This window comes from Microbacterium sp. P2_F9 (assembly GCF_056403635.1).
The window spans coordinates 1-3,270 of record NZ_JBFUFC010000294.1 but is presented as its reverse complement, the minus strand read 5'-3'; the positions used below and the strand labels follow the sequence as shown (position 1 = coordinate 3,270).

The following is a 3,270-nucleotide window of genomic DNA, read 5'->3' as shown; positions in this document are numbered from 1 at the left end:
CTCCTGCGGGGGAGCTTCCACCCACCCGTGCGGGTCGGCGGCGCCGCGCGGCTTCAGAACGAGGATCGGGATGCTGAGCTCGGCGAGCGATGCGCCGCCGTGGTAGCCGGGCTTCTTGGCGGAGTAGCGGATGCCGTCAGAAACCGCGAGCACCGCGCTACCGCCGGGAGCGAGCACGCGAGGACCGCTCACCAGCACCTCGTCTGTTTGCAGGGCTCCCGCGTTGGGCACTCGCCAGCGCGCCGAGAACTCGAGCATGTTCCGCAACTCGGTTCCTCGCTCGACGATGTGTCCGTGGTCGGAGGTGAGGATCACGATGCGCCCCGCGGCCGCAGCTGCGTCGAGCAGCGCCTCGAGTTTGGCGACGTCGCGTAACGACCAGTGCAGGGCGTCGACATCCGCGCCAGACAGCGCATCGTCGATCGTGTTGAGCACAACACCGATGATTCGGTTGCTGCGATCGGCGATCGCTGCGGTGGCTGTGGGTGGAAGCGCATACCCGGCGTCGGACCGGAGGTCGTCCTTGTGGAAGACGACTCCGTTGACGGCGGCAGCGAAGCGCGACTTCTCGGTCTRCTGATTGCCCGCGAGGAGCTCGCCCGCGAACAGCGACGTGCGCGAGTAGGTGGTGACGGTCGGCAGCGCCGCGAGGGCGATGTCGCGATGCCTGGAGCCCTCGCGGACGAGCTCGGTCCAGCCGGCAGAGTCGAGTTCGGCGGCGAGTTCGATCGCGGTCGGCACGCTCATCCCGTCGAGCACAATCAGCAGCACGTGCTCGTCCGCCGAGAGCGGCACGACCAGCCTCGAGAGCATGTCCTCGACAGGGACGATCCCGCCCCCGACACCGGCTGCTCCGGAGAGGGATGCCCCGGCGGCAGCGTCATCTCGGCGGCGAATGACCTGCACCGCGTGGGCGAGGGAGCGATACGCGTGGGCGAGTTCGAGGTCGGTGTCGCCATCCCAGATGTCACCGAGTGCGCGCTCTGCCCAGGCACCGTCGGTGGCGTAGACGGCGATCGCGCGCGGCAGCCCCGGGTCCGCAACAGCCGGACTGCTCAGCCAACGCAGGAGACGCGCGGCCATCCGCGCCTTCGGCAGGGAGCGCTCGAAGGTCGCACGCGCGCCATGCGCCTCGACCGCCTCGAGCGCCGCATCCGCGTCGCGAGCTGAGCTCTCCGAGGGGGATGCCGCGGCTGTGGTGACGGTGCGAGCGAAGGTCGAGACCCGAGCGCGCAGTCCGGCGGGGAGGAAGGCGGACGCCTGGGCCCCCTGGCTCCACGCGATGTCGGCGCAGATCGCTTCGGCCTGGTCGAACGCATCACGCGCGTGAAGGTCTCCGGCTGCGTGCCAGCGGCGGGTGATGAGCTGCGCGGCCGAGCCGTAACGCTGCGCGGCGGTGAAACTCGGCGACGGACCGACGTACTGCTCGACCCTCACCCGTGCCGCCGCCGTAGCCGCGTCCGGAGCGACGGCGCCGCTCCCCCAGAGCTCACCGACAACGAGACCGACGGCGACCGCAGAGACCTTGCCCGGCGCGGAGGCGGCACGCAGCGCCATCGCGAGGTGCGGCTCAACGTATTGGCCGGTCACCCGCAGCAGTCCGTTGCGCGCGTCCGAGTCGAGTTCGGCGAGCTGTGCGCGCACGCCGGGGTGGTCGAGCGGAGTGAGCGCGTCAGCGAGGTCGAGACGGTCGGGGCTGTCGAGTCCGAGTAGCGCGACCAGCATCGACCGGACGACGTGCTCGGCGGAGACAACGCCGCCCGGCGCCGGGGCGTAGCCCTTGTCGCGCCTGAGCGTGGCGAGCAGCTTCGGCACCCATGGCCCCAGTTCGCGCACGGGCCGCGGGACCATCGTTGCGCGCGAGCCGAATAGTGCCGGGATGCCGCTCCACTCGTCGAGATCGAACACCCGCTGGCGCTCGGCGTCGAGCACGACCGCGCTGCCCAGCTGCGCCACCTCGAGTTGGGTGAGAACGGCAAGGAACTCGTCTTCGCGAGCTGACCGCATCGCATCGAGCGCTGCGAGTCCGGAGACACCCTCGGCGACCCGCACGCGATCCTCGCCGATCACCAGCTCTGGCTGCCCCGACCAGTTCGGCTGCGCGCGCACGAGGATCGTCCGCGAGTGCCCCGACCGGCTCAGCCAGTCAGCGAGCAGCACGCGGAGTGCGGCCTCGGTTGCGACGGGGGCGGTCACGGCTGATCGACCTGCCAGGTGATCGTGATGCTCCCGTCGTCGCCCGCTTCCTCCTCCATCTCCACCTGAAGCTCCCGAAGGACTTCGTCGAGATCAGCGACGGCTGCTTTTCGCGTGTGAGGCGGGCGCGGCGGGCGCGGCGGCGGAGGCGGCGGCACGATGACGATCGCTCGCGCCTTCGCCGCGACCGCCTTTAAAGGGGGCTCGAGATGGATCACCGACTCCTCGAGTGCCGCCGCCTTGCGCAGCTCGGCGAGCGCGGCCTCGAACCCGCCGTCGTTGCGCGCGAGCGCCGCGTCGACCATTCCCCAGTCGAGCCCGCGCAGCTCGGTGGCGAGTCGTTCGGCACTGGCATGCGCGCTCCCGTACGGCGTGAGCTCCTCCGCGAGATCGAACGTCACGATGGTCTCGACGAGGGTCTTGTCGTCCCGCGTTGCTTCAACGGCTTTCACCAGTTCGTGCACGCGGCGCGCGGTGGCGAGGCGGCCAGCGGGACTCTGCGGGTCGATGCCGAGGACCACAGCGTGTTCGTCGAGCTGTGCAACGAGGTCGCCAACGCGGCTGCTCGATGCTTGCGTTCGGACGGCTCCAGCGAACCGCGCGACGGACCTCGAGGTGAGGTTCGCCTCGGGCGCGACGCCGAATACACTCCCCGCGCGCTCCTTCGCACGAGCCCAGTCCGGCTCGCTCGGCAGGCTGGCGCGGCGCGGCACGGCGCCGTCCAGCAGCTCGCCCACGCGCGGAGCCGGACCCATACCAGCGAACTCGCGATTGTCGATGAGCGCCCATGTGATGAGGACGGCGTCCTCCATCGCCTTAGTCATGCCCCACGGCGCGAGCTTCGCGCGCAGTGATCCGACCGTCGTGGCGGTGCCGAGCTCACCCTCCCAGCGTGCGAGGGGCTGAAGCCAGCGAAAGTGGGCACCATCGACGACGAGCACGTTCTCGTTGAGGGCTCCGAGACCGAGCGGGGTGATGACGTCCTGGGCGAGGCGCTGCTCCGGGGTGCTGAGGCCCTGCCGACGACCGCCGGCCTCGACGGTCTGGGTCGCCAGTGCGACGGCTTCCTGAATC

At 70.5% G+C, this 3,270-nt stretch carries 2 protein-coding genes; both read right to left on the bottom strand.

Translation table 11 applies throughout. The features are described from left to right. The coding region (gene pglZ / locus AC1DVT_RS18975; RefSeq protein WP_477390813.1) for a BREX-2 system phosphatase PglZ at nt 1-2,196 on the bottom strand (2,196 nt) is incomplete at its 3' end. Then, on the bottom strand, nt 2,193-3,270 hold a 1,078-nt coding region (locus AC1DVT_RS18970; protein WP_477390811.1), incomplete at its 5' end, for a BREX-2 system ATPase PglY family protein. The genes pglZ and AC1DVT_RS18970, both read right to left, overlap by 4 nt.